Consider the following 22,879-nt stretch of genomic DNA (forward strand, 5'->3'; position numbering starts at 1 on the left):
TCGAAGCAACCCGGTTTTTTTGTGCGCACACCCGGAGTTGTTCACGGTAAGCGGGATGTCCCCGCTCATCCAAAGGAGTCCCGGAGGCGCCCGCCGCCGGGAAGGACAACCAAGCTTTTCGCAAGAAGGAGGTTTCATGAAACAAACCCGCCTGGTACTCATCGTCGTACTCTGTTGCCTCGCCCTTTCCGGGCTCATGTCGCAGGCCTTCGGGGCCAGCGCCGCCATCCTCGGCTGGAACAACCTGGGCATGCACTGCATGGACAGCGATTACTCCGTCTTTTCCATCCTCCCCCCCTACAACACCATCGAGGCACAACTCCTCGTGGGCGGCAAGCTGGTGCAGAGCGGCTCGGGCTACACGGTGAGCTACGAGGCCGTCGCCGACCCCGACGGCTCCATCAACTCCACCTCGATCGGCAAGGGGAACTGGGGACAGTTCGCCAACGCCCTGTACGGGCTGCCGACCTCGGCCAGCGCCGACAACGGCCTGGTGGGGTGGAACATGCCCGGCCTTGCCAACGTCCCGCAGCAGATGAAGTTCGAAACCTACAACGCCCCGGCCGCCGGGGTCTCGACCCCGGTCAACTGGTTCCGCGCCGAGGGGATCCCCCTGACGCCGATCGACGACAAGGGGAACAAGAACTCCTACCCGCTCATGCGCCTGGTGGCGCGCGACGCCGGCAACACGGTGATCGCCAAGAGCGACATCGTGCTTCCGGTATCCGACGAGATGGATTGCAGCGCCTGCCACAGTTCCGGCACCATGGCGGCAGCCCAACCTGCCGGCGGCTGGGTCTTCGCCGCCAGCAAGGACCGCGACTACCGCCTGAACATCATCCGGCTGCACGACGAGCACCAGTTCGCCCAAAACGGCGCACTCTACAAGGATGCGCTCGCCGCCAAGGGGCTCAACGCAAGCGGACTCTACGCTACCGTAAGCGCCGGCAGACCGATCCTATGTGCGGCCTGCCATGCCTCCGAGGCACTGGGGACCGCCAGCTTCAGCAGCGCCAACGGCTCCGTGCCGCCGCTCACCTCTTCCATGCACACCCTGCACGCCTCCGTGCAGGACCCGGTCCTCAACGTCACCTTGAACGACGCCACCAACCGTAACGCCTGTTACCGCTGTCACCCCGGCTCGGCCACGCGTTGCCTGCGCGGCGCCATGGGGAGCTCCATCGCCGCCGACGGCTCCATGGCCATGCAGTGCCAGAGCTGCCACGGCAGCATGTCCCAGGTCGGCTCGAGCTCGAGGGTCGGCTGGTTCATGGAACCCAACTGCCAGAGCTGTCATACCGGCACCGCCGTCAAGAACAGCGGGCAGATCCGCTATACCAGCGCCTTGGACAGCACCGGCCTGCCCCGCGTTCCCGCCGACCAGACCTTCGCCACCAGCGCCGACACCCCGGCGCCCGGGCTGTCGCTGTACCGCTTCTCGGTCGGCCACGGCGGCCTGCAATGCTCGGCCTGCCACGGCTCCACCCATGCCGAGTTCCCCACCTCACAGCGCAACGACAACATCAGGAACGTCCAGCTCCAGGGGCACGCCGGCACCACCGTCGAGTGCACCGCCTGCCACGCCACGACGCCCACCACCGCCAACGGCGGACCGCACGGCATGCACCCGGTCGGCCAGAGCTGGGTGAGCGGACACCATGACATGATCAGCACGGTTGGGGTTGCCTCGTGCAAGGCTTGCCACGGCGCCGACTACCGGGGCACCGTCCTCTCCAGGATGCAGGCGAACCGGACCATGAGTCTGGGCGACTTCGGCAGCCAGTCCTTTTTCCGCGGCGCCACCATAGGTTGCTACACCTGCCACCAGGGTCCCTCCAACTCCTCGTTCAACAGCGCCACCGCCCCCACGGTCGGCAACGTGACCGGGTCCGGGGTGGCAGGAATTCCCGTTTCCATGACCATCCCGGTGACCGGGACCAACGCCGTGCTGCGCATCGTGAGCCAGCCGGCCAACGGTACCGTCGGCCTTGCCAACGGCGTCGCCACATACTTCCCGGGAGACGGCTTCACCGGCACCGATACCTTCACCTTCGCAGCCTACGACGGCGCCAAGAACTCCAACCTCGGCACCGGTACCGTCACCATCGCCCCGGGCGCCCCGGTCATCACCCAGAACCCGGCCAGCATCACGGTAAACGCAGGCTCGGCAGCGAGCTTCACCGTCGCGGCATCCGGCAGTGCGCCCCTCAGCTACCAGTGGTTCAAAAGCGGGACCGCCATCGCCGGTGCGACCACGCCCGTCCTTTCCATACCGTCGGCCAGTTCCGCCACTGCCGGTTCGTACTACGCCGTGGTGAGCAACAACGCCGGTTCGGCCACCAGCACCGTCGCAGTTCTTACCGTGGTCTACCCCGCCCCCGCCATCAGCGGCTTCACCCCCGCCACCGGTCCCGCCGGGACCGTCGTTACCCTCAACGGCGCCAACCTGGTCGGGGTGAGCCAGGTCAGGTTCAACGGCGTCGGAGCGAGCTTCAGCGAGATTTCCGCGACCCAGCTGAGCGCCATCGTGCCGCAAGGTGCCACCACCGGCCCCATCAGCGTCACCACGGCCAACGGCACCGCAACCAGCACGACGTCCTTCAGCGTAACGAGCACCCCGAGCACCCCGGCCATCTCCGGTTTCACCCCGGGCTACGGCGGCGTCGGGACCGCGGTCACCGTCACCGGCACCAACTTCACCGGCGCCACCAGCGTCAAGTTCAACGGCGTCAGTGCCCCCTTCACGGTGATCTCCGGGACCACCCTGGTCACCGGCGTCCCAGCCGGTGCGACCAGCGGCAGGATCACCGTCACCACTGCCGCCGGCAGTGCGACCAGCAGCTCCAGCTTCTCGGTCTCCTCGAAGAACGTCGCTCCGCGCATCAAGAGCTTCTCGCCCAGCTCCGGCAAAGTAGGAACTGCCATCACCGTGACCGGCAGCAACCTGGGGGGCATCACGTCGGCGCGGATCGGCGGGGTGAGCGCGCCGTTCACCGTCCGGTCGGCCGGAACCGTCGTGGTGACGGTCCCGACCGGGGCCAAGACCGGCAGGATCTCGGTCACCACCGCGGGCGGAACCGGCACGTCCAGCGCCAGCTTCACCGTGTTGCCCTAGCGCGGCAACGGGGCTGCTGCGCCCCATCTGCAGCACCAAAAAGACCCCCGGCATCAGCCGGGGGCTCTTTTCTTTCCGCGTCACCTCAGGCGCCCTCAAAGATCCGTGAGCGTCTTCATGAACTGGATGAGAGCCATCCCTTCCTGCGGCGTGAGGCCGAGGTTGCCGAGATCGGTACGGTTGACGTTATCTGCCACTTCCGCGGCCGGGAAGCAGGTCGCGCCACCCATCGCGTCCACGGGGGGATTCGGTGAATCGCACAGTGGGAGCACGTCGCGCAGGTTGTAGAAGTGGACGATCTCCTGCAGGCTCTTGAAGTAGGCATTGTGGCCGTAAGCCTTCACAAAGTCGGGGGAGGAGCGCTTGTCCACGTTGCGCAGGGTCGGAGTTCTGTGCCTGCCGGTGTTGGCGGCGGCGAGGCTCCGGTAATCACGGTCCGCGCCATCCCCGGAAGTCATCCCCTGCGTTTTGGCCAGAAACTCCCCGAGCCCCTGGTCAACCCATTGGTTACCCTTGGGGTTCCATTGGCGCGGCATGTCGTAGAAGGGGTTGAGCGGGTTCTTGGGGATGCCGAGGTTATGGTACCTGAAGTCGGTGAAGAGCGGGGCCGGGCTCCCGTTCATCGGCTGCAGCATATGACAGGTGGAACATTTCCCCTTGGTGTTGAAGATCATCAGCCCCTTCAGCTCCATGTCGTCCAACCCACGCCCCTTGAACCTCGTCCAGTTCATCATGTTGATCATCGGGACCGGCGGCATCTTGCCGACACTGTTATTCCAGAAGGTATCGAACTTGGAGGTGAACGCCGTGACTTCGCCGGAGCGTTCATACGCGGCGATGGAGCGCGCGATGCGCTCGTAGGTGCCGTCCACGTCCTTCATACAGTCGACCGACCCCGGCCCCCACACTTTCTCGAAGTCGACGGCCGTCCCGGTGCGCATCACGCTCAAGCAGACGTGCTTGGCATTGGGATTGGCCTGCTCCAACGGGTTGAGGAAGGGGCCTCTTGCCTGCTCCGCGAGCGGATCGCCAAGGCTCCACCCGGAGGCGCGCCCATCCCAGAAGAGCCCACCGACGAGGGTGTCCGGGGTCATGTTGCCCATACCCGTGCCCGGTCCCATGCCACTGCCAGGCCCCATGCCGCCGCTGCCCATACCGCTGCCCGGCCCCATGCCGCCGTTACCCATCCCGGTACCGTTGCCCATGCCGGCCATATCCCCGGCGCGGTGCATCAAAGGGGTGTAGCCTGCGTACGCCACGGTAGGCGGCTTGCGGTTGCCGAACCTGGTGTGGATCACCCCGTGCAACACCCCGCCACCGGCGTTGGCACCCGCATCGGGGGACGTCCAACCGGTCGCGGGATCATGACAGGACGCACAGGACTGGCCCGGAGGGTTGGAGAGGGAAGGATCGAAGAAGAGGGCTTTCCCCAGGCTTTCCATTGGGGAGAGTTCGATTGCGGCAGACGGCGATACAGACCACAGTAAGGGAAGGACGGCGAGGAGATGTCTTGCTTTCATGCTTTACCTCCAGTGGTACCTGGTTTGGATTCACGGTTGTCATCGACGGGCATAATGCAGGTGCCATGCCAGCGAATGGGCGGCAAAAAAAACCATGAAAACAGTCCCTTGGAGACAATCAAAGTGACAGAAGGTGCAAAAAATCTCCAGCGGCAGCAGCTGGATCACACGCCAAAGGCACACTGGGCGCGGGACAATGGCACCCTAAGACAAAGGGGCACTTGTCGCATATTCGTACAACCATTGCGGGCAAATATTGCAATCGCATTAGTACGCAATGCGCTGGTAAACACGATGACCCACTTAGCACACCAAGTCACACCTTTTACCGTACAATCTGTCGCCTTCTCGATACACGTGCCGGACCCGGCCGCGACTGCGCCCTACAGCATCACTGCCCGATCCCGCCTCTGTTCCGTCAGCGATGCCTCCCGGCGTTGGGAAAACGTGGAAAATCCCCTGCGCTTTTTCTGACCAACTTGCCGTTGACATTTCATTTCGTCGGCGATCTAATAAGACATAAACAGTCTTCTTTAACTATTACAGAAGGAGAAAATCTCAAGGACTACAACCTTGATCATGGGCTTTCAGCTACTTGGTCCTTCAGAATCTCAATGGTCCCTTTTAGGACTTTTGCTTGATTTTCAGTAGTGGAGGGTATGGCCATGAAAAAATCAACCAACAGCAGGTCCGCCGCCGGCAAGGCAAAGCCTTCTTTCGTGGTCGGCCTCGGGGCATCGGCCGGCGGCCTCGCGGCCCTGGAAAAATTCTTTGATACGATGCCGCCCAACAGCGGCATGGCTTTCGTAGTAATCCAACATCTCTCTCCCGACTTCAAGAGCCTGATGGACGATCTGCTGGCCCGCCACACCAAGATGTCCATCCACCGCGTCACCAACGGCATTACCCTGCGCAGCAACTCCATCTACCTGATACCCTCCAAAACCCACATGACAGTCTCCAAGGGCAAGCTCTACCTCACCGAGCTTCTGCCGTCGCAGCACTCCGAGCTTCCCATCGACGTCTTCCTGCGCTCGCTCGCCGAAGATGCGGGACCGCAGGCCATTGCCGTGATCCTCTCCGGCACCGGCACCGACGGCTCGCGCGGCGTTCGCGACATCCACGATGTCGGCGGCCTCGTGCTGGTGCAGACGGTGGACTCGGCGCAGTTCGACGGCATGCCCCGCAGCGCCATCGCCACCGGTTTTTGCGACTTGATGCTCGATCCCGAGGAAATGCCGGCAGCCATCGTGCGCTACGCCCGCACCCCGCCCGAGGAGCGGCGCCAGGCGTTGTACGGCTACCTGGCCGACGACCAGTACCACGGCGAGTACCAGCAGATCTTCGCGCTTTTGAGAAGCCAGTACAACATCGACTTCTCCAAGTACAAACCGCCCACCATAACGCGCCGCATCCAGAGGAGGATGGAGTTCTGCCACCTGGGGGAATCGACCGCCTATGCGGCCCTCCTGGCCCGGGACCCCGAGGAACTGGACGCCCTGTATCGCGACCTGCTCATCGGCGTCACCGAATTCTTCCGCGATCCCAAGGCGTTCAAGGTGCTGGAGGATATCGTCATACCGGAGATACTGCGGGGGCGTAAGGATCACGACGAGGTGAGGATCTGGTCGGCGGGATGCGCCACCGGCGAAGAGGCCTACACGCTCGCCATCCTCTTTACGGAGAAGGCGCGCGAGCTGGGGTTCACCGGCAAGATCACCATCTTCGCCACCGACGCACACAGGAAATCGATCGAGACCGCCTCGCAGGGCAAGTTCGAGGCGCAGCGCATGAGAAACATGTCCAAGGAGCGCCTGCTCCACTTCTGCCACCAGGAGGGGAACCACTACTTCATGAGTCCCGCCCTGCGCAAGATGATCGTCTTTGCCACCCACAACCTGATCTGCGATCCTCCCTTCACCAGGATGGATCTGATCTGCTGCAGGAACCTGCTCATTTACCTCGATCCCGCCGCCCAGGAAAAAGTGCTGGCGCTGTTCAGCTTCTCGCTGCGCAACAAAGGGTTCCTGTTCCTCGGCAGCAGCGAGGGAATCGGCAAACGCTCCCCGGGTCTGGAGACCGTGGACAGTCCATCCAAGCTTTTCCGCAAGACCAGCGACCTCAGATTTGCCACCGACCTCGGCATCAGCAACGTCCCAGCGCGGTCATCCCTGCCCGCCCTGCAGCGCATCGAACGCGCCTCGGTCAGCATGGACCGCCAACTGCTCATCGACTACGATCTCCTGCTGGGCCAGTACATGCCGTGCGGCGTTTTGGTCAATGAAAAGCGCCAGATCCTGCATCACTTCGGGGATGCCTCCTCCTTCCTCAAGCTCCCGACCGGGCGCTACGAGAACGACATCCTCAGCCTGGTCGACGACGCACTGAGAATCCCTTTGAGTACCGCTTTCCATAGGGCGGAGCAGGCCAAGACCGACATCATCATGAAAAAGATCGTGATGCAGGTCGGGGACGCGAGGAAGCGCTTCGATTTGCTGGTGCGCCCCCTGCCGGACCGGAAGGCACAGGTCACCCACTTTTTCATCTCTTTCACCCCTTCGCGCATAGCGCCGGAACCGATGCAGGAAGAGGATCCGGCAAGCGGCACCGCGGAACTGGCGTCCGAACACGTGAAGCAACGCATGCTGGAACTGGAAGGGGAACTGCAGGCAGTCAAGGAGAGCCTCAGCACCACCATCGAGGAGCTGCAGACCTCGAACGAAGAGCTCCAGGCGACCAACGAGGAGCTGCTGGCCAGCAACGAGGAGTTGCAGAGCACCAACGAGGAACTGCACTCGGTCAACGAGGAACTGTACACGGTGAACTCGGAATTCGAGTTGAAGAACAAGGAGTTGCTGCAGCTCAACCGGGACCACGACAACCTGCTCTCCAGCCTGGAGGTCGGGCTGGTGTTCCTGGACCAGAACCTGCGCATCCGCAAGTACAACTCGTCCCTGGAGCGGATCTTCAAGCTGCTGCCGCAGGACGTCGGCCGCCCCATCGACCACATCGCCTACCATCTCACCGATCTGCAGTCGATGTTGGAAGACGCGAAGACCGTGCTCAGGACCGGCCGGCACATGGAAAAGGAAGACTGCACCAGCGACGGGCTGTGGTTCCTGAACCGGATCTTCCCGTTCCGGACCGAGTCGGGGTCGGTGGACGGGGTGGTGCTCACCTTCACCGACATCACCGCCCTGAAGCGCGCAGAGCAGGCGGCCCACGTATCGAACCGCGAACTGGAGCGCAAGGTGGACGAGCGCACCCAGGAGCTGCGCCTGGCCAAAGAGGCGGCGGACAAGGCCAACGTGGCCAAGAGCCTCTTCCTCGCCAACATGAGTCACGAGATCCGGACCCCCATCAACGGCATCCTGGGCGTGGTGCAACTGCTCGAGATGACCTCCCTCACAGCGGAGCAGCACGATTTTCTGAAAACCATGCAGCAGGCGACCGGCAACCTCTTGGCCATCATCGACGACATTCTCGATTTCTCCAAGATCGAGGCGGGCAAGATCGGCATCAACAACGAGCGCTTCATGCTGAGCGAGGTGATGGACGAGACGCTGCGCGTGCACACGCCGCGACTCTTGGCCAAGGGACTGAAGCTCGACTGCACGCCGCTGGACGCACTGCAGCTGGGACTGATCGGGGACCCGCTGCGACTGAAGCAGGTGCTCTCCAACCTTTTGTCCAACGCCATCAAGTTCACCGAACAGGGGGGCATCTCACTGCAGGTGGAGACCTCGCCGGCAGGCGCGGGGCAATTACGGCTTCACTTCATCATCGCCGACACCGGCATCGGACTGGAGCCATCGATGGCGCAGCACCTGTTCGAACCTTTCACCCAGGCGGACGATTCCATCACCCGCAAGTTCGGCGGCACCGGCCTCGGGCTCGCCATCTGCAAGCAGCTGGTGGAACTGATGGGGGGGACCATCTGGCTGGCCAGCAAGCCTGAGCGCGGGGCGGTATTCCACTTCACGGTGGTGTGCCGGATTGCCGCGAGCGCCAATGGCGAGGCAACGGAGCAACAAGGCACCGACGCCCCCCCGGCGCGCGACAACGCCCTCAAAATCCTGCTGGCGGAGGATGACGCGGTAAGCCGCGAGCTTTTGACCCAGATGCTGAAACGATCGGGGCACCATCCCACGGTGGTGGCCAACGGGCGCCAGGCCCTTTCGCGGGTGGCCGAGGAAGAATTCGACGTCATCCTGATGGACATTTCCATGCCCGATGTCGACGGGCTCACCGCCACGCAGGCTATCCGGCAACTACCGCAGAACAACCCCAACCGCGAGATACCGGTCTTCGCCCTTACCGCTCACGTCATGGGTGAAGCCCAGGAGCGCTTCCTGGCGGGCGGGGTGACCCAGGTGATCACCAAGCCGGTGGACTTCAAGGCGTTGAGAGAAGTACTGGAACAGTACAGCACTGAGTCTGAATCCGAATCGGCCGGTGCATGAGCAGACCGCAGCAGCGGCTTGCGCTATGCAGCTTCGGCAACGCCCTTCCCGCCGTACCATGAAAAAAAGCCCTTGGCATCCGCCAAGGGCTTTTTTCGACACAGGCGTTCTCCCGACTTCTATCCGCAGGAAAACGTGCTACCATCCTGCCCGCCTGCAGAAGCCCAGAGCCTTTGTCGGTTCCAGCATGCCGCACCTCGTCAATAGGCATTGACGCTCGCGACAAGCCCCAGCTCATCCATGTGCCCGATGCCACTCCAGTAGATCGGCCAATTGGCGTTGGTAATGGTGTTGACGAAGGTGTCGCCAACGGAGTGCGGAGAGTTGTGACCGGAATAATAATAGCCCCGGTACAACCCCTGATTCGTCCCGTTGCTGACCAGCGTCGGAGGGATCCCCGTTCCCCTTCTCCAGGTCTCCCAGGATCTGATCGTAGGTCCGGTTTTCCTTGATGATGAAGATGACGTGCTTCACGTTGGCCTTGAGAAGCGCCATGACCTCCCGGTCCCTCTCACCGTCGACGTAGGAGAAGCGGTTGTTGGAGATGACCTGCGCCGTCAGCGAGGGCAGTTGTTCGGCTGCCGGGAGCGGGAAGCTCTGGAGTCCTGCCTTGGTGAGCTGGGGGTTGTAGTGGTTGGTGAGAAAGCCGTTGGGACGCGAGGGAGGCCCGTAGCTGTACCGGAAATCGGGGTTCGGCCCGGTCGCCGATTTTCCGTTAACCACGTAGATCCAGGCGCCGTCCGCACTGATCGTCACCGAGTTCGGATACCAGCCGGTGGGGATGAGCCCAGCGACCTGGCCGCTGGTGCGAGTCTCGTCCAGATCCACTACCGCCACGTTGTTCAGGTTGCCGTTCGTCACGAAGAGGCGCCTTTCCTCGGGCGAAAGCGTGACGCTGTTCGGGTTGGCCCCCTTGAGCCCTGTCAGCGCCGGGGGGGGCGCGATGACCGGTATAGTCCCGACGACCGTGTTGTCGCTCGTGCGTATGACGTCGACGGTGTCGGTCTGGTCTTCCACCACGTACAGAAGCGTCTGGTCCCTGTTCAGGGTCATCTTGTTCGGCTGACCCGTCACCTTAATCCTGGCCGTTACGGCCGGGGTGCCGTTCAGGCTGACGACGACGATCTCGCGATCGCGGATGCTCGACACGTAGGCCATCGCGGTCCCGTCGGCCTCGGTCCCCTTCAGCGCCACCCAGAACGGGTATCCTCACAGAGACAGAGCGGCAAAAGGGACTGGCTCCGTTAGGTGCCTGTCCCTCTAGCGAAATCGGAGCGTGGATTACTGAAACTTTCGGAGGTGAAAGTGAAAGGGGGGATCCTGCCGGCGGAGACGGAACTCAGGAAGAAAATCGAGGGGTGCATGCGGATGGATGGAGGCAGGTTGCGGCGGATGGGTGGAAGCGAGAGGTGGAGGAGATCAACACTCCTCCACCATGACAATCCCATGTGAACACAAGACGTTTTCCGCTTTTAGAGCCCCATATCCTCGTTGACGACCAGGACCTTGATGTCGGTGTTCCTGGGTTTCTTCTCGATGATGGTGGTCACCCGGCAGATGCGCTGCGGCGAGTTGCAGTCGGAGCAGAAGCCGGTCGTGGTGCAGGGGGTGGCGAGGTTGAGCCTCTTGGCGTTGGGCGGCGAGGCGTAGGTCTTGATGCGCTGCACGGCGTCCTCGATGCTGCCGTCCACCAGCTTGTTCCGCCCCACCACCACGATCACCTTCTGCGGCCCGAAGAACATGGCGGCGGCGCGGTTGCCGTTGCCGTCGATGTTGACCAGGACGCCGGAGAGTGTCACCGCGTTGCTTCCGGTCAGAAACAGGTCGCAGGTAAGCTGGCGCCTGGTGATGACAAGCTTCTCCTCCGGGGAGAGGCCGGGCACGCCGTGGTTCAGGATCTCCTTACCCATTCCCTTCAGCTTGTCGGAAAGCTTCAGATCCGCGATGGAGAGCGAGCCGCCGAAGCCGACGCTTTTGGCCTCGGCCGCCTCGTTGACGATGTAGTGGAACACCTCTTCGCCGTTATGGCAGTAGAGCGCGTCGAAACCGTTTTTCTTCAGGTTCTCCACAGTTTTCTGGCATTTGTGGGCGTAGGCCCAGTCGTTGAGTTCTTCGGTAGTGCTCATTGTTGCCTCCAATGGACAGTGGATTTCCGATGATGCTGCCCGCCCCTACCTTTTTGCCAGGTACTCCTTCTCATAGGGCCAGCACTCGCCCATGAAGCCGATCAGGTGGCTCATGCGCTCCTTGAAGCCGAGGCGGAACCGGTCCTGCTCCGGGAAGGAACGCTTCTCGCGCACGCTGTCGCAGAGTTCTTTGCCCAGCGCGCGCGCCTTCTGGAACAGCGCGTCCTGGTCCGGGAACATGCGCGGACCCGCGCCGGGGGAGCCGATGCTGCCGACGTTCTGGGCGCCCATGGCGTTCACGATGCGCTGCATGTATTCCAGCGGCTCCTCGTCGCCGCCACCGCCGGAGGTCTCAACCAGCGCCGAGTACTTCCCTTCCAGCGCGGTGAGGTGGATGAGCCCGTTGCAGCGGTCCAGGAACGCCTTTAACTGTGCGGTGATGCTCAAAAGGTAGTTGGGGGTCGCCAGGATGAAGGCGTCGGCAGCCAAAAGCTTATCCTTGATGGTTTCGTACTCGTCCTTCACCGGGCAGATGCCGACCTTGTGGCAGGCATCGCAGGCTACGCACGGCTTGATGGGGGTTTCGGAAAGCGAAACGATCTCGATGTCGGCACCCGCCTGCACCGCACCGGCCAACACCTCTTCCAAAAGCCGTCCCGTGGTGCCGTTCATGCCGCGGGGGCTGCCGTTGATTGCAAGAATTTTCATGCAGTTCTCCTATCGTGGTTCCCCCCTCCCAGCCTCCCTCCTCCAGGGGGAGGAGCTATGGGCGGATGCCCATTACTGATGAGTGCGCCACAGCGTCCCCTTCCCCGGAGGGGGAGGGACAGGGTGGGGGATGTCTTTGCTACTTCGCCAGCAAACTCTTCCCCGTCATCTCCGGCGGCTGCGGCAGGCCGAGCAGATCCAGCATGGTCGGGGCCAGGTCGGCGAGTACGCCGGTCCTCAGCTTCACACCCTTCCTGCTGTCATCCACCAGCACCACCGGCGCCATGTCGCAGGTGTGCGCCGTGTGCGGTCCACCCTGCTCGTCCTGCATCATCTCGGCGTTGCCGTGGTCCGCGGTGATGATGGTGATGCCGCCCTTGGCGCGCACCTTCTCCACCAGCTTGCCCACGCACTCGTCCACCGCCTCCACAGCCTTCACCGCGGCGGAGAAGATACCGGTATGGCCGACCATGTCGGCATTGGCGAAGTTAAGGATGATGACGTCGTACTTGTCCTCGTCCAGCCGCTTCATGAGTTCCTCGGTAACGAGGTAGGCGCTCATCTCCGGCTTCTGGTCGTAGGTGGCGACCTCCTTGGGCGACGGGATCAGGGCGCGGTCTTCGCCAGGGAAGGCCTCCTCCCTGCCGCCGTTGAAGAAGAAGGTGACATGGGCGTACTTCTCGGTCTCAGCGATTCTCAACTGGGTGAGTCCGGCATTGCTGATCACTTCCGGGAAGATGTTGACCAGGTCCTCGGGGCCGAAGGCAATCGGGAGGCCGAAGGTCTCGTCGTAGGAGGTCATGCAGACGTACGAGGCAAGCTTGGGCCATACCTCCCGCTGGAAGCCGTTGAACTGCGGATCGGTGAAGGCGCGGGTGATCTCGCGGGCACGGTCGGAGCGGAAGTTGAAAAAGATGAAGGCGTCGCCGTCGGAAAGCCTGCCAACCGGCTCGCCCCCCGCCATGATTACGCTGGGGAGCACGAATTCGTCGGTGACACCGTCGGCATAGCTCTGCTTCATGGCGGCCTCGGCGCTGGCAAACGGGTTCCCCTCGCCCAGCACCATGGCCCGGTAGGCCTTCTCCACCCTGTCCCAGCGGTTGTCGCGGTCCATGGCGTAGTAGCGCCCGATCACCGTCGCGATCTTGCCGAAGCCGATCCGGGAGATCTCATTTTCCAGGTTGTTGATATAGTCTGCGCCGCTCTGGGGCGGGGTGTCCCGGCCGTCCATGAGACAGTGCACGAAGACCTGCGAGAGGCCCTGCCGTTTCGCCATCTCGATGAGCGCGTAGAGGTGGGTGTCGTGCGAATGCACGCCGCCGTCCGATACAAGACCGGCCAGGTGCAGCCTGCCGCTCCCCGCCTTCGCCTTGGCCATGCACTCCAGTAGTGCCGGGTTGGTGAAGAAATCGCCGTCCTCGATCGCCTTGCTGATCCTGGTCAGGTCCTGGTAGACCACGCGACCTGCGCCTATGTTGGTGTGCCCGACCTCGGAGTTGCCCATCTGGCCGGACGGGAGGCCGACCGCGAGGCCGGAGCCGTCGATCTGCCCGGAAGGATATTCGGCGGTGAGCCGGTTCATGTTGGGTGTCTTTGCCTGGGCGACAGCGTTGGCTTCCTGTTCGGGGTTGATACCCCAACCGTCGAGGATCATCAAGAGTAGAGGCTTTTTCGGCATGGCGTTTTCTCCCTCATTAGAATTATTAGATCCAATTAAAAAAGGTGAAGCAGAACTACTTCACCTTTAAAACTAACAGTTACTTACTCGTGATGGTACGGCTCACCGTTCATGATGGTGAAACCGCGGTAGATCTGCTCCAGCAGGAACACCCTCACCATCTGGTGGGTGAGCGTCATCCGGGAGAGCGAAATGGTCTTGAAGGCCTGGGCGCGGAAGCTGTCGGTGAAGCCGTAGGCCCCGCCGATGGCGAAGACCAGGTCCTGGGTGCCCTGATCGCGGTTCTTGGAGAGGAAGGTGGCGAGTTCCGGGGAGCTCATCTGCTCGCCCCGTTCGTCCAGGAGCACCAGCTTCCCCCCCTTGGGAATCAGCTTGGCCAGGCGTTCGCATTCGCGCTCCCGCATGGTCGCGGCCTGCGCCCCCTTTTCCTCGCGGGCCTCCAGGATCTCCAGCGGTGCGTACCGCTTCACCCTCCCCGCGTATTCGTCGATGCCGGTGCGGACCCAGCTCTCCTGGGTCTTGCCGACCCAAAGGAGCTTCAGTCTCATTTCTCTTTATGCTCCCAGAGGAATTCCTCGGGGATCTCGATCTGCGGAGCGCGGCTCCAGAGGTCGTCCAGGTTGTAGATCTTGCGCACATCTTCCTGGAACAGGTGCACGATCACGTCACCGAAGTCGACCACGACCCAGCGCCCCTCGTCATACCCCTCGGTATCGATGGCTTTGTCGATCGGTTTGAGCCCCTGTTTGACCGAGTCGGCCATGGCCTGCACCTGGCGGTCGGAGCGCCCGGTGGCGAGCACCAGGTAATCGGCGATGCTGGAGATGTTCTTGATCTCGAGCACTTTGACGTCGAGCGCCTTCTTGTCCAGGGCGAAAGCCGCACACTTCACGGCGCGTTCAACGGCCGGTATCATCACTTCCTTATCTTGCATCAACGTATAACCCTTGTTCCTTTATGTAGTGCTCGACGGCCTCCGGAAGGAGGTACCTGATCGAGCGGCCGGCTTGGACCAGCTGCCGGATTTGGCTGGATGAGATATCGAGCAACACCCCGTCCAGCGCGTAGACACAGTGACCCGAACTGTGGTTCAGGCGTTTAGCCGCCGAATCATAGCAGAACTCCCCACTTATGGCAACAGGGAGGGCCTGGGCGAGACTGGCGATGGTGGAGCCGGGACGCTGCACGCTGATGATGTTGCACAGGCCGAAGATGGCCTCGTACTCGTACCAGGTGGAGATGTCGTTGAAGGAGTCGGCCCCGACGATGAAGTACAGTTCGTCTTCGGGGAACTCGGCATGCAACTGGCGCAGGGTATCGACCGAATAGGAGCGCCCCCCGCGTACCGCCTCCATGTCCGAGACCTCGAAGCAGGGGTTGCCGGCTACCGCCAGGCGCACCATCTCCAGGCGGCTGGCGAAGGAGAGTTCCCCCACCTGCGGCTTGTGCGGCGGTGTGGCGGCCGGGATGAAGACGACCCGGTCCAGTTGGAACAGGTCGCGCGCCTCCTCGGCGATGCGCAAATGCGCGTTATGGATGGGGTTGAACGTCCCCCCCAATATCCCCGTTTTCATTGTTATCCCGGCTCCGGTTGTGGACGAAGACCACATACCTTAACGCAAAGCCGCCAAGGCGCGGAGACACAAAGGTTTTAACACGACTTGTTTCGGTTCTCTTTGCGCCTTCGCGGCTCTGCGCCTTTGCGTTGAAGCTTTTGCCTTAATGCTTAAGGCCTTACCTGTCCCGATCCGTACACGATGAACTTGGTCGTGGTCAGGTCGGTGAGCCCCATCGGGCCGAACGAGTGCAGCTTGGTGGTGGATATGCCGATTTCGGCCCCCAAGCCAAGCTGGTTCCCGTCGGAGAAGCGGGTCGAGGCGTTCACCATGACCACGCCGGAGTTCACCTCGCGGATGAAGCGCTGGGCGTTGCCGTAATCGCCGGTGATGATCGACTCGGTGTGCAGCGAGCAGTAGCGGTTGATGTGGTCGATGGCGGCGTCCATCCCGTCTACCACGCGGGCGGCCAGGATCAGTTCCAGGTACTCCGCGTACCAGTCGTCCTCGGTGGCGGGCACGGCCTGCGGCGCGAAGCTGCGGAAGGTCTCGTCGCCGCGGATCTCGACCTTCTGCGCGTCGAGCGCCTGGTAGATGAAGGGGACGAAGCTTTCGGCGATGTCCTTGTGGATCAGCAGCGTTTCCAGGGCGTTGCAGACGCCGGGGCGCTGCACCTTGGCGTTCACGATGATCTCCCGCGCCATCTCGAAGTCGGCGGAGGCGTCCACGAAGATGTGGCAGACACCTTTGTAGTGCTTGATGACCGGGATCTTGGAGTTCTCCACCACGAAGCGGATCAGGCTCTCGCCACCCCTGGGGATGATCACGTCGATGAACTCCTCCTGCTTGAGCATCTCGGTGACCCCTTCGCGCTCGGTGAACGGGATCAGGGAGAGTGCCGCCGCCGGGATGCTGCGCTTGGCCAACTCATCCTTCAGGACGGTGGCGATGGCCAGGTTGGAGTGGATCGCCTCGGAGCCGCCGCGCAAAACCACCGCGTTACCGCTCTTCAGGCAAAGGGCGGCCGCGTCGGAGGTTACGTTGGGGCGGGACTCGTAGATGATGCCGATCACGCCGAGCGGGATGCGCATCTTGCCGACCATGAGGTCGTTGGGGCGCTTCCACATGCCGGTCACCTCGCCCACCGGGTCGGGGAGCGCTGCGACCTCGCGGATCGCGTCCGCCATCCCCTTGATGCGCGCCTCGTTCAGCATGAGGCGGTCCAGCATGGCGGAGGAAAGGCCGCGTTCCTTGCCGGCCGCGAGGTCCTTCTTGTTCTCGGCGATGATCTCCTCGGCGTTGTTCACCAGCCCCTGGGCCATGTCCAGCAATAGCTCGTTCTTGACGGCGGAAGAGAGTTTCGCCATGGCGAAGGAAGCCTGCCGGGCCTCGGCAGCTATGGTGCGGATCTGTTCGGCAACTGACATGTGTACCTCCGTAAAAACCCTAAGGCAATTAACAGGGATAAAAGGGATAAAAGGGATAAAGGCGAAAAGCGGCAAAGAACGAGAGAACCCGTCTTGATCCTTTCAAGGTTTTATCCCCTGCATCCCCTTTATCCCTGTTAAAAGTCTTGTTTTAGTCTTGTTTTTATAACAGAACGAGATTGTCCCGGTGAATGACGTCGTCGCCGTAACGGAAGCCGAGGATCTGCTCGATCTCGTTGCTTTTGTGACGGCTGATCTTCTCGATCTCCTGGCTGGAGTAGTCGACGATGCCGCGCGCGAACTCGATCCCTTCCGGGTCCACGACCCTGACGCAGGCACCGCGGTCGAAACGCCCCTCCACCCTGGCGATCCCCGACGGTAGCAGGCTCTTGCCGTGGGTGGCCAGCGCGCCGCGGGCGCCGGCATCGACCACGAGGCTCCCGGCCGGCTTGATGGTGAAGGCGATCCAGTGCTTGCGCCGGTTCAGCGATTCGCCGGCCGGCAGGAACAGCGTTCCGAGCAGTTCGCCGCTCATGACCCGGGCCAGGTTGCCGTCACCCTTGCCGGCGAAGATGATGGCGGCAACGCCGGACTTCACCACCTTCTTGGCGGCGGCGAGCTTGGTCGCCATGCCCCCGGTGCCGACGGTGGTGCCGCTCCCCCCCGCCCCGCGCTCCATCTCGCGGGTCACGGCACCCACCTGGTGGATCAGGGTGGCGGTGGGGTCGGTGCGCGGGTCGGCGGTGTAGAGGCCGTCGATGTCGGTCATGATCAAGAGGAGCTGCGCCTCGACCAGGTTGGTGACCAGTGCCGAGAGGTTGTCGTTGTCGCCGAACTTCAGCTCGTCGACCACGACGGTGTCGTTTTCGTTGATGACCGGCACGATGCCGCAGGAGAGCAGGGTATCCAGGGTGCCGCGGGCGTTCTGGAAACGGCGCCGGTTGGCGAGGTCGTCCCGGGTCAAGAGGATCTGGGCGACCTTGAGATCGTAGCCGGAGAAGGCCTCTTCGTAGGCGCGCATCAGACGCGACTGGCCGATGGCAGCCGCCGCCTGCTTCTGCGGCAGGGTCCGCGGCCGGTCCGGCAGACCGAGCGCCTGGCGCCCCGCCGCCACCGCGCCGGAGGACACCACGACCACCTCGATCCCCCGGGCGCGCAGCTCCGCGATCTGAGAGGCGAGCCCGTCCAGGAACGAGGGGTCGATGCCGTTGTCCTCGCAGGTCAGGACGCCGGAGCCGATCTTCACCACGATTCTCTTTACCTTCTTGAGCAGTTCCTTACGCATAACGGATTCCGTCTATTTGTTTAGTAAAGGCAAGGATACTAACACGTTTCCCCACCCGTGGCAATTTTCTTAAAATGCCGGAGGGCTCAAACTCATTGACAAAGACGGGTGCGAACTTTAGACTGGGGCCCATTTCGAGGTGACTGTTGCTGAACAAAGAGCGCTGGAAAAAAAGGATCTACGGCATCCTATCGCTGGACAGCCATCCAGGGCACATCGCCGCCGGATTCGCAGTTGGCGTCTTCATCAGCTTCACCCCGTTCTTCGGTCTTCACACCCCTCTTGCCATCGCCGCCGCTTTTCTCCTGAGACTCAACAAGCTGACCTGCATCACCGGGGCCTGGGTCAACACCCCGATCACCGTGGTTCCCATCCTGGGGGTGAGCTACAAGCTGGGTGCTTTCCTGCGCGGTCGGCCCATCAAGGATCTCCCGGTCGCGGCGGGTATGGAGTGGCACAACCTGGAGCGCTACGCCAAGTCCCTAATCCTCGGCTCCTCCATCCTCGGCTTTTTCGCCGCCGTCATCGCCTATTTCCTCTGCTACTACCTCGTCATCCGCTTCCGCGCCAAGGACGCCGCCCAGGCCGAACAGGCCAAGGAGATGTCCGAGGTGGGTGAAGAACTGGAGTAGAGCCCTCAAAAAAAATCGGGGACAGTCCGCAGACCGCCCCCGACCTATTCCCGATGTCTCCCCCCCGTCACTTGCCCAGGAATGGCGACAACACGATATAGCTCACAAAACCAACGAAGCCCGAAGCCGGGATGGTGATCACCCATGCCGTGACGATGCGGTAGGCGACGCCCCAGTTCACTGCTGAGATCCTCTTGGTCAGGCCTACCCCGAGGATGGACGAGGTGATCACGTGGGTGGTACTGGTGGGAAGACCCATGGCCGAAGCGCCCAGGATGACCCCCGCCGAAGCGGTCTCCACGCAGAAGCCGTGCACCGGCTGCAGTTTCACGAAGTCGTGGCCGACGGTCTTGATGATCCGCCAGCCGCCAGCCGCGGTGCCAAGGCCCATGGCGATGGCGCAGGACATCTTGACCCAGTTGGGGACTTCAAAGGTGGCAAGGGAACCGTAGCTGACCAGCGCCATGGTGATGACGCCCATCGATTTCTGGGCGTCGGCGGTGCCGTGGGAGAAGGCCATCACCGCGGCGGAAAGGATCTGCAGCTTGCGGAATACCTTATTCAGGTTGTAGGGCGCCTTGTTCCTGAAAGCCCACATCATGCCGACCATGAACATGAAGCCGAAGAAGGCCCCCACGATGGGCGACACAATCAAGACGGTAATGATCTTCTTGAGCCCCGCCCAGTGCAGCGCGCCGCTACCGGCATGGGCCACCACCGACCCTACCAGCCCGCCGATGATGGCGTGCGAGGAGGAGGAGGGAAGGCCGTAGTACCAGGTGATCAGGTTCCAGATAATGGCGCCCAGGATGCCGGCCAGCACCACCATCTGCGTGATGTTGTTGGCGTCGACGATACCCTTGCCGATGGTTGCAGCGACCTTTGTGGAGATCATCGCACCAAGGAAGTTGAGCCCCGCGGCCATGAAGATCGCCGTCTTGACGGTGAGCGCCCGGGTGGAAACGCAGGTCGCGATGGCGTTCGCGGTATCGTGGAAGCCGTTGATGTAGTCGAACAGCAGGGCCGCGCCGATGACGGCCACCAGCAGGACCAGTGTGACCTCAGGCATTTTTTACCACCACGCTTTCCAGGATGTTCGCGGCATCCTCGCACTTGTCGGTTGCGGTCTCCAAGGTCTCGTAGATCTCTTTCCACTTGATCAGCTGGATCGGGTCCTTCTCCTCGGCAAAGAGACGGCTGATCGCCTCGCGGCAGACGCGGTCGGCCTCGTTCTCCAGGGCGTTGACCTCGATGCAGTAGGCACTGATCGGCTCAAGCTTGCCGCCCAGCACCGCGACGGTCTTGTCGATGGTCTGGCAGGCCTTGAGGATCAGGAACGCCAGTTCCTTGGACTCCGGGGTCGGCTTCTGCACGTTGTACATGACGAAGCGCTGGGCCGAAGCGTCGATCAGGTCGAGGATGTCGTCCAGTGCCGCGGAGAGAGCGTAGATGTCCTCACGATCGAAGGGGGTGATGAAGCTCTTGTTCAGCTTCTTGATGATCTCGTGGGTAATGGTGTCGCCCTTGTGCTCGACATCCTTTATCTTGCGCTGGCTGGCCACAGGGTCGTCAAAGTTGTCCAGCATGTCCTTCAGGAGCAGGGCCCCTTCGATGATGTTGTGGGACATTTCCCTGAACATGGCGAAAAACTTTTCTTCTTTTGGCATCAACCCAAACATTAGTCCCTCCAAAGTCCCGGCTCAGGGGCCGGTATCTAGTTGCAAACTGGGGAGATATAACACATCCCCGGCAAATATAAAACAATGAAATACGTAATGCGGCCAAACTAATTAGCGAGATGCTGTTTACCTCTCCACTCCATCTCTTCTCTGGCGAAGCTGCCGCACTTGTGTATTATTAACCTTTAATTTTTTTACCCATCCCCCTGACCGAGGAGCGGTCCATGAGCGGCGGAATCAAGTGCTGGCCCGAAACGGAACGTCCCCGCGAGAAGCTGATGCAGCGCGGCGTCTCGGCGCTCTCCGAGGCGGAACTGCTGGCGCTCATCCTGGGCAGCGGCAATGCCGCCAGCGGCCGCAGCGCCCTCGACCTCGGGCGGGAGCTGATGCTCCAGTTCAAATCCCTGCGCGCCCTGGCAGACGCCTCCTACCTCGAAATCCAGCAGGTGAAGGGGATCGGGCCGGCCAAGGCGACCTGCATCCTGGCCGCGCTCGACCTGTCCCGACGCATCCGGGAGAAGGAGCGGCGCCCCATCGAGTCCTTCGAGCGCTTCACCTCGGCGTCGCAGGTGTTCGAGCACCTGAACCACGAATTCAGGGATCGCCACACCGAGCAGTTCATGGCCCTGCTCTTGGACGGCAAGAACCGCATCATCACCCGCGCCCTCATTTCCGAGGGGTCGCTGAACCAGAGCATCGTGCATCCGCGGGAGGTGTTCAACGCCGCCGTTCGCCAGTCCGCCGCGGCCATGATCCTCTTGCACAACCACCCCACCGGCGATCCCGCTCCCAGCCCGGAAGACCTCGAGGTGACGCGCCGGCTCTGCGACGCCGGCCAGCTCATGGGGATCAGGGTCTTGGACCACATCATCATCGGTGAGAACGAGTTTTACAGTTTCGCGGACCACGGCCGACTCTAGCGTCCGGAGGAGCCATGGCAGCCACCGTAGCCCTGGTGCAGAGGGCCTGCTGGACGCTGTACTGGAAACGGCACTCATCGTCTGGTGGGCTGCCGCGTTACTGCATTGAATACGCCACCTTTACCGCCCGGCGCCGGACCGACCGGTGCGGGCACCGCCATGGCGGAACAGGAGAGCCAGATGCGCAAAACCGTCGTCAAGAATCAGCGACTGCAGCCAGGTACAAGCAGTGCCGACTGGCTGAACCTCGACTGCATCGCCAACATCGAATTGACCTCCGAAGATCCCTCGCAACCCATCGAGTCCGCCCTGCAGCCGGTGGGAGCCCCGGGATGGCGGGCGGCGGAACCGGGACCACAGCTGATTCGCCTGCTGTTCGACGCTCCGCAGCAAGTGAAACGGATCTACCTGCTGATCCACGAAGAGGAAGTAACGCGGACCCAGGAATTCGTCCTGCGTTACGCACAGCACCACAGCCATAATTTCCGGGAGATCGTGCGCCAGCAGTTCACCTTCTCCCCTCCCGGCACCACCACGGAGCAGGAGGAGTACCAGGTGGACCTGGACGAGGTGACGGCGCTGGAACTGGAGATCATGCCGGACGTCTCCGGATCGGCGGCAAAGGCTTCTTTAGGGAGACTGCTCCTGGCGTGACGGCAACAAAAAAAAGCGCCGAGAGGAAAAGGAGGATCCATCATCGGCGCAAAAGTTGGGTTTTCTGGCAAACGGCATCTGCTGTGCCGCTTTGTCTTTCTTTATTACAAGAGCGGTGCCAAAAACGGGCTCTTGTCGAAAATTTTGCAAGTGACCGTTTTACCTGATATTTAATGAGGGGTCGCCGCCTACGCACAATGAACCGCGTATCCAGCAGTTGAACATGAGCCGGGACGACACCGCGCCCTCAGACGGAAAAACAATGCAATTACGATGACTTTCAGACCTTGAGCACCAGTTCAACTTTTGCACAGGTGTCAAAAAAACCAATGAGAAGGTGTCATCGTTCCGAGTGGGAGCCGTGCTCGGCACCAAAAAAAAGGCCACGGTAGTCTGCGCCGTGGCCTTTCCCTTCAGCTGTTTGTTCCGGCTACTTCTGCACCCACCGGTCGTTTTGCAACTGCATCCACCACCCCGGCTGGGCCGCTTCACGCTTGGTTTCTGCGTAGGTGGTCGCCGCCTTACCCATGACCTGGTTCAGCGCCTCCTTGCTCTCCTTCTGCTTCTGCAGCTTGAGTATCGCCTTCGCCATGCTGAGGACCACGACCTTCCGGCTCTGGTTTTCCGCGGCCACCAGCGCTTCATCCTGCGCCCCGAGCTTCGCTTTGACGGAGGGAGGGACCACCACCAACCCCTGCTTGGACAGCCCGACCGCACCGCTGGTGAAAAGCGCGTTCAGCCTCGGAAGCCGCTTGCTCATCTCGTCGTAGGCCTTCAGTACCTCGGGCATGCTGGACAGCTCGATGGCTAGGGCGTCCGCGTCGGCATCGGTATCTGCGGCATAGGCCTCAGCCACCAGGGAGAACTGCGGCAGGCTGTCAAAAAGCCGACTCTGAGGTTTGTCCTGGGGCGCGGCCGGGGGAAGGCCCGGGGGAGGCGCGGGGCTGGACGGTTTCTCGCCGCTCTTCAGTAGCATGTCGTCCAGCGACTTGTAGGCCTCCTTGGCAGCCTTCTCGGGGAAGTAGACGTTGACCGTGATCACCGCGCAGGCGGCAAGGGAGCAACAGGTAAGGGCCAACAGCAACTTGATCAGTTTCGTTTTCATGGGATACCCCC

The 22,879-nt window shown here is 62.1% G+C and carries 18 protein-coding genes; 5 read left to right on the top strand and 13 right to left on the bottom strand.

Annotated features, from left to right (window positions below):
• The first annotated feature begins 136 nt into the window (after positions 1-136).
• Positions 137-3,115, top strand: coding sequence for an IPT/TIG domain-containing protein (locus KP004_RS18010; protein WP_216799791.1), 2,979 nt, complete (start codon positions 137-139; stop codon positions 3,113-3,115).
• Between the two features lie 95 nt (positions 3,116-3,210).
• Here the strand turns inward: KP004_RS18010 and KP004_RS18015 are convergent, their stop codons facing one another.
• The gene (locus tag KP004_RS18015; protein WP_216799792.1) at positions 3,211-4,635 is read right to left on the bottom strand and encodes a cytochrome-c peroxidase; all 1,425 of its coding nucleotides are present in this window, start codon (positions 4,633-4,635) and stop codon (positions 3,211-3,213) included.
• 665 nt (positions 4,636-5,300) lie between these two features.
• On the opposite strand from KP004_RS18015, the gene KP004_RS18020 reads away from it, so the two are divergent.
• Positions 5,301-9,098, top strand: a complete 3,798-nt coding sequence (locus KP004_RS18020; protein ID WP_216799793.1) for a chemotaxis protein CheB — start codon at positions 5,301-5,303, stop codon at positions 9,096-9,098.
• A 234-nt stretch (positions 9,099-9,332) separates the two neighbouring features.
• Here the strand turns inward: KP004_RS18020 and KP004_RS18025 are convergent, their stop codons facing one another.
• From KP004_RS18025 to proB, 9 genes are all read right to left on the bottom strand, one after another.
• Positions 9,333-10,292, bottom strand: coding sequence for a YncE family protein (locus KP004_RS18025; RefSeq protein ID WP_216799794.1), 960 nt, complete (start codon positions 10,290-10,292; stop codon positions 9,333-9,335).
• Between the two features lie 278 nt (positions 10,293-10,570).
• Positions 10,571-11,224 carry a lactate utilization protein gene (locus KP004_RS18030; RefSeq protein WP_216799795.1) on the bottom strand — a complete coding sequence of 218 codons (654 nt, stop codon included), beginning with the start codon at positions 11,222-11,224 and terminating at the stop codon, positions 10,571-10,573.
• Positions 11,225-11,269: 45 nt separating this feature from the next.
• The gene (locus KP004_RS18035; RefSeq protein ID WP_216799796.1) at positions 11,270-11,932 is read right to left on the bottom strand and encodes a flavodoxin family protein; all 663 of its coding nucleotides are present in this window, start codon (positions 11,930-11,932) and stop codon (positions 11,270-11,272) included.
• Between the two features lie 139 nt (positions 11,933-12,071).
• The gene (gene gpmI / locus KP004_RS18040) at positions 12,072-13,610 is read right to left on the bottom strand and encodes a 2,3-bisphosphoglycerate-independent phosphoglycerate mutase (RefSeq protein WP_216799797.1); all 1,539 of its coding nucleotides are present in this window, start codon (positions 13,608-13,610) and stop codon (positions 12,072-12,074) included.
• An 83-nt stretch (positions 13,611-13,693) separates the two neighbouring features.
• Positions 13,694-14,158, bottom strand: a complete 465-nt coding sequence (locus KP004_RS18045) for a 23S rRNA (pseudouridine(1915)-N(3))-methyltransferase RlmH (protein ID WP_216799798.1) — start codon at positions 14,156-14,158, stop codon at positions 13,694-13,696.
• Entirely contained in the window at positions 14,155-14,544 is a 390-nt protein-coding gene (gene rsfS / locus KP004_RS18050) for a ribosome silencing factor (protein WP_216799799.1), read from the bottom strand. The genes KP004_RS18045 and rsfS overlap by 4 nt, the downstream gene beginning before the upstream one ends.
• Positions 14,534-15,184, bottom strand: coding sequence for a nicotinate-nucleotide adenylyltransferase (gene nadD / locus KP004_RS18055; RefSeq protein ID WP_216799800.1), 651 nt, complete (start codon positions 15,182-15,184; stop codon positions 14,534-14,536). Before nadD ends, rsfS begins: the two co-directional genes overlap by 11 nt.
• A 152-nt stretch (positions 15,185-15,336) precedes the next feature.
• A complete protein-coding gene (locus KP004_RS18060; protein ID WP_216799801.1) occupies positions 15,337-16,593 on the bottom strand; it encodes a glutamate-5-semialdehyde dehydrogenase in 1,257 nt (418 codons plus the stop codon).
• A gap of 163 nt (positions 16,594-16,756) precedes the next feature.
• Complete coding sequence (gene proB, locus KP004_RS18065) at positions 16,757-17,878, bottom strand: glutamate 5-kinase (RefSeq protein ID WP_216799802.1); 1,122 nt, start codon at positions 17,876-17,878, stop codon at positions 16,757-16,759.
• A gap of 146 nt (positions 17,879-18,024) precedes the next feature.
• Between proB and KP004_RS18070 the strand changes: the two genes are divergently transcribed.
• Positions 18,025-18,510 (top strand): DUF2062 domain-containing protein, encoded by a 486-nt coding sequence (locus tag KP004_RS18070; RefSeq protein ID WP_216799803.1) that lies wholly within the window; start codon positions 18,025-18,027, stop codon positions 18,508-18,510.
• Between the two features lie 67 nt (positions 18,511-18,577).
• On the opposite strand, the gene KP004_RS18075 is transcribed toward KP004_RS18070, so the two are convergent.
• On the bottom strand, positions 18,578-19,579 hold the full coding sequence (locus KP004_RS18075; RefSeq protein ID WP_216799804.1) for an inorganic phosphate transporter: 1,002 nt from the start codon (positions 19,577-19,579) through the stop codon (positions 18,578-18,580).
• Complete coding sequence (locus KP004_RS18080; RefSeq protein WP_216799805.1) at positions 19,572-20,189, bottom strand: DUF47 domain-containing protein; 618 nt, start codon at positions 20,187-20,189, stop codon at positions 19,572-19,574. The genes KP004_RS18075 and KP004_RS18080 overlap by 8 nt, the downstream gene beginning before the upstream one ends.
• Positions 20,190-20,413: 224 nt before the next feature.
• On the opposite strand from KP004_RS18080, the gene radC reads away from it, so the two are divergent.
• Together radC and KP004_RS18090 are read left to right on the top strand one after the other, a co-directional pair.
• Positions 20,414-21,109, top strand: a complete 696-nt coding sequence (gene radC, locus KP004_RS18085; protein WP_216799806.1) for a RadC family protein — start codon at positions 20,414-20,416, stop codon at positions 21,107-21,109.
• 180 nt (positions 21,110-21,289) lie between these two features.
• A complete protein-coding gene (locus KP004_RS18090; RefSeq protein WP_216799807.1) occupies positions 21,290-21,763 on the top strand; it encodes a hypothetical protein in 474 nt (157 codons plus the stop codon).
• A gap of 430 nt (positions 21,764-22,193) precedes the next feature.
• Here the strand turns inward: KP004_RS18090 and KP004_RS18095 are convergent, their stop codons facing one another.
• Positions 22,194-22,868: a DUF1318 domain-containing protein gene (locus tag KP004_RS18095; protein WP_216799808.1), complete on the bottom strand. Its 675-nt coding sequence runs from the start codon at positions 22,866-22,868 to the stop codon at positions 22,194-22,196.
• Positions 22,869-22,879: the final 11 nt, after the last annotated feature.

The organism is Geomonas oryzisoli, assembly GCF_018986915.1.
GTDB lineage: Bacteria > Desulfobacterota > Desulfuromonadia > Geobacterales > Geobacteraceae > Geomonas > Geomonas oryzisoli.

What these genes read in the sequence shown, in the direction of transcription:
- gpmI (WP_216799797.1), bottom strand. Translation starts at nt 13,610, where the DNA reads ATGCCGAAAAAGCCTCTACTCTTGATGATCCTCGACGGTTGGGGTATC.
- KP004_RS18030 (WP_216799795.1), bottom strand. Translation starts at nt 11,224, where the DNA reads ATGAGCACTACCGAAGAACTCAACGACTGGGCCTACGCCCACAAATGC.
- KP004_RS18020 (WP_216799793.1), top strand. Translation starts at nt 5,301, where the DNA reads ATGAAAAAATCAACCAACAGCAGGTCCGCCGCCGGCAAGGCAAAGCCT.
- KP004_RS18015 (WP_216799792.1), bottom strand. Translation starts at nt 4,635, where the DNA reads ATGAAAGCAAGACATCTCCTCGCCGTCCTTCCCTTACTGTGGTCTGTA.
- rsfS (WP_216799799.1), bottom strand. Translation starts at nt 14,544, where the DNA reads ATGCAAGATAAGGAAGTGATGATACCGGCCGTTGAACGCGCCGTGAAG.
- radC (WP_216799806.1), top strand. Translation starts at nt 20,414, where the DNA reads ATGAGCGGCGGAATCAAGTGCTGGCCCGAAACGGAACGTCCCCGCGAG.
- KP004_RS18045 (WP_216799798.1), bottom strand. Translation starts at nt 14,158, where the DNA reads ATGAGACTGAAGCTCCTTTGGGTCGGCAAGACCCAGGAGAGCTGGGTC.
- KP004_RS18075 (WP_216799804.1), bottom strand. Translation starts at nt 19,579, where the DNA reads ATGCCTGAGGTCACACTGGTCCTGCTGGTGGCCGTCATCGGCGCGGCC.
- nadD (WP_216799800.1), bottom strand. Translation starts at nt 15,184, where the DNA reads ATGAAAACGGGGATATTGGGGGGGACGTTCAACCCCATCCATAACGCG.
- KP004_RS18080 (WP_216799805.1), bottom strand. Translation starts at nt 20,189, where the DNA reads ATGTTTGGGTTGATGCCAAAAGAAGAAAAGTTTTTCGCCATGTTCAGG.
- KP004_RS18010 (WP_216799791.1), top strand. Translation starts at nt 137, where the DNA reads ATGAAACAAACCCGCCTGGTACTCATCGTCGTACTCTGTTGCCTCGCC.
- KP004_RS18095 (WP_216799808.1), bottom strand. Translation starts at nt 22,868, where the DNA reads ATGAAAACGAAACTGATCAAGTTGCTGTTGGCCCTTACCTGTTGCTCC.
- KP004_RS18035 (WP_216799796.1), bottom strand. Translation starts at nt 11,932, where the DNA reads ATGAAAATTCTTGCAATCAACGGCAGCCCCCGCGGCATGAACGGCACC.
- KP004_RS18090 (WP_216799807.1), top strand. Translation starts at nt 21,290, where the DNA reads ATGCGCAAAACCGTCGTCAAGAATCAGCGACTGCAGCCAGGTACAAGC.
- proB (WP_216799802.1), bottom strand. Translation starts at nt 17,878, where the DNA reads ATGCGTAAGGAACTGCTCAAGAAGGTAAAGAGAATCGTGGTGAAGATC.
- KP004_RS18060 (WP_216799801.1), bottom strand. Translation starts at nt 16,593, where the DNA reads ATGTCAGTTGCCGAACAGATCCGCACCATAGCTGCCGAGGCCCGGCAG.